This window comes from Rhizobium sp. YJ-22 (assembly GCF_029601685.1).
GTDB lineage: Bacteria > Pseudomonadota > Alphaproteobacteria > Rhizobiales > Rhizobiaceae > Metarhizobium.
Genome location: NZ_JARRIR010000040.1, coordinates 4,729 through 8,002, shown reverse-complemented (window position 1 = coordinate 8,002; position 3,274 = coordinate 4,729). Strand labels below are relative to the sequence as shown.

The following is a 3,274-nucleotide window of genomic DNA, read 5'->3' as shown; positions in this document are numbered from 1 at the left end:
ATTGTAGCGCATGACATAAGGCATGGACTTAAAGCCAATCAGCAAATCAGGGCAGACGGCCTTCGGCGGAGGGATACCTTTTTCCTCCGCGCTTGACACGCGGGAAAAGACTGGAGTTCTAATCGCGCCATGGTAGTAGTGGGTTAACTCGACTCGGATTTATTTGCGTTCTTAGCTAAGGCAAAAAGGTTTATGGAAAATCGAAAAGCAAAAAGCGGCTTCCATATCGTAAGATACTCGGTTAACCGCAGTGACGTCCCGCTTTTCATTAACGAGGATATAGAAGAGGGTCCCAAAGCTTCGATTATAATCGGTCCTAACGGTTCCGGAAAAAGCAGAGTGCTGGCGTCAATCGTTGAAGAACTAACCGTGCTTTGGAATATCCGCGAATCTTATCGTTCCTCGGACATAGAAAATCACGATATTGCACCGAGGCTGCCTCTCTTCCCAAGAACCCGGACCGGATCCGAAACGCTCCTCGGACATGACGCCAACCCTAATACAACGCTGAGCTACTGGCTGGATGGAGCCCATTGGGAGACTCAGCGAGAAGAGAACAAGGCTTACGTGTGGAAAAATGGCCTTCAGGTTAACGTAAGCGACCTGCAGCTGCCAGATAAAGTATTAGCGATTGCTCATCTGCCAATCGATAAATTCAAGTACGCACCGCGAAGCGACCGCGCGTTCTACCACTACATGGGCCTGCGCCAAACCGGAAACATGACCTCTACGGGTTCCATCGAAAGCGGAACTTTCTTTGACTTTCTAAATGTCATTAAAAATGGCTCAATTGCAAACCTGGAACGGAATTGGTTTGAAAGTCTGGAATTGCGCCTTCCGGTTTTTGGGCAGGTTTCGATCGAGTCTAAGCGACTTGCGTATGCAGACACACAAGATGTCTTCATCGATCGCGCGCTTGGTTGGATCGCCCGGCGAAGGGGCCCCGCGACCTCTAAGCTGGAGACAAACTTCGACGAGATTACTGAGGAGCTCCGTCGGCTCTGGCCGTTCATCAATGAACTACGAAGTGGCTACACTGGCGCACCATCGAGCGTTCGGGGTGGCGTCAACTTCATGTTCGAGCTGTTCCCGACTCTCGCACGCTCCGAAAGCGCTATCGACAGTATTGTAGAGGTTTTGGAGATTGGCCGCCGTTTCCGAATACTAGGGAATTTTGGCCTTTGCTTTCATAAGCATGGCAGGCTTTTCCCATTCAGCGAACTAAGTTCGGGTGAGCAACATATCCTGAGCACAGTCACCAAGATCGTGGCAAACATTGGTGGGAGTACAGCTGTTTTCATCGATGAGCCAGAGGTAAGTCTCCACCCGGCTTGGCAGGCAAGATACGTGCCCTCGCTTCTAACAACCTTGGAAGACAACCCACACACACATGTCGTGATAGCAACGCACTCGCATTTCCTAGTCTCTGACCTGCATCCGAAGAATGGCTCACTCACGATAGCAAAATCTGGAAAGACACCATCTTTCGCAGCGTATGACGGAGAAGTCTTTGGAAGGTCTCCCGACAATATTCTCTATCGAGTTTTCGGTATGGGTTCTGCGGGAAATCGATACGTCGAACATGACTTGAAGCTAGCGCTTCAGATGATTTCAGGTACCGGAGAGCTAAACGAGCAGGCGCTCAGAGAAATCTACGAGCGGCTGCTACCCCTGGCCGCTCCTGATAATCTGGCACTCGCTGAGATACTTTCCTCAATCGCCACGTACCTGGAAAATCGCGGCAATGCTCAAAATTGACGAGGCCGCAACAATTCCTGCCGACGTACAAGCAGGACTTGATGCAATCCCTGCTGCTGAACGAAAAGACCACTGGCCTCGCGCTACAAATGCCGTAAAGGCCTTCAAAAGGGCTGTTAAGCAACACGGCATGGCTGTGCAAAATGCGAAGTGCGTATGGTGTGAATCCAAAGTCGGTTTCTCAGGAAGGCGATCGGCGCACAGGGACCATATTGCGCCGAAAGATTTGTATTCGGCTTGGACCTTTGAGCCATACAACCTCGCCCTTTCATGCGAGTATTGCAATGGATTCGAGGTCAAAAAAGATTTGGATACAATCGCCGTGCTTGCTCCAGCATATGCCGACAGCCAATTTCATATTGTGCATCCCTACTTCGACAATCCGGAGGAGCATATTAGCTTCGTGCAAGAGGAAGCACGAATTGTCATGAAAAGCCTTTCACCAAAGGGAATTTGGACCATAAGCAAGATGCGTCTGGACAGTCCATCGGCCACCGCGAACAGAGCGCTCGAGGCCGCTTTGAAGGATATCGCTTTACCTGCACATCTTGCCGCTCTTATCGAACAAGCAATGGAAGGCCTTTAGATAATTGCCCAAGCCCGAAACCTCCCCCTCCCGGTCATCTCGCGGAGCCCGAGCTCCATCACAATCCGCCGCGCCGCCTGCGGCGTGACGCCGAGCGTCTTGGTGACCGTCCCGGCATGGACAAGCGGCGTCGCCATGACGAGATCGACGAGCTCCGGCAGTTTTGAAGACGTGCGCCGTCCCAACAATTTGCGCTCCATCATTTTTCGCGCGAGCGCCAAGCGGTCATGCTCCTTGAGCCCGATTTCGGCCGCCGCGATCAGCCCGTCGGCAATGGCCAGCAGCCGGACTTCTCGGCTGCGATGCCGGCGCCGATCGACGGGAATAGTTTTCAGGCCTAGATTTATCGCCACCAGGTGAGCACCGGTGGCAACGCCACCCTGGCGCAGGATGGAGGCTGCGAGGTGCCGACCGAGCCAGAGCGCGTGTTGCAGCACCTCAAGCGTGTTCCAGGCGTCGAGGGCCACGACCGTTTGCAGAACCGGCGGCAAGTGATCCGCCTGTCGCAGTACGGTGCGCCACTCTTCCAGCCGCGCGTCCTCGTCCCAGTCGAGATCATAGACGAGTGGATCGCGATTCCGCGACTGGCTGGTCGGCGCAGCCGCCCGCTGCAACACGGCTTCCGAGCGCGCCAGCACCACATCGATGGCGGCCAGCTCCGCGTCGAGCGCGCCGACTTCGCCACCGTTGTCCTCCCCCTCCCCTTCTCCGACCGCATCGGGCTGCACCGCGGCGACTTCCCTCTCGACGTCGTCGTCACCGAGAGATGGGGAAGGCGCGCTGGCAACAACGTTGTGGCGGCGCAGGCTGCGGAGACCGTCGGGGGTGAGCGCCCAGCCGGGCGGGTGCGCTGCGATGCGCCGGCGGGTGCGCAGGACGTCGCGGGCAATGGTCAGTTCGTGTGTTGGCGTGCGGATGTCATGACTGGCA

General features: G+C 55.2%; 3 protein-coding genes. 2 read left to right on the top strand and 1 reads right to left on the bottom strand.

The features are described from left to right. Positions 1-339 precede the first annotated feature (339 nt). Both P7F60_RS30505 and P7F60_RS30500 read left to right on the top strand, forming a co-directional pair. Positions 340-1,758, top strand: coding sequence for an AAA family ATPase (locus P7F60_RS30505; protein ID WP_277921210.1), 1,419 nt, complete (start codon positions 340-342; stop codon positions 1,756-1,758). Continuing rightward, positions 1,745-2,344: a hypothetical protein gene (locus P7F60_RS30500; protein WP_277921209.1), complete on the top strand. Its 600-nt coding sequence runs from the start codon at positions 1,745-1,747 to the stop codon at positions 2,342-2,344. The genes P7F60_RS30505 and P7F60_RS30500 overlap by 14 nt, the downstream gene beginning before the upstream one ends. On the opposite strand, the gene P7F60_RS30495 is transcribed toward P7F60_RS30500, so the two are convergent. Continuing rightward, positions 2,341-3,274 (bottom strand): RHE_PE00001 family protein (locus tag P7F60_RS30495; protein WP_277921208.1); only part of this gene is annotated, 934 nt, incomplete at its 5' end. The genes P7F60_RS30500 and P7F60_RS30495 overlap by 4 nt on opposite strands.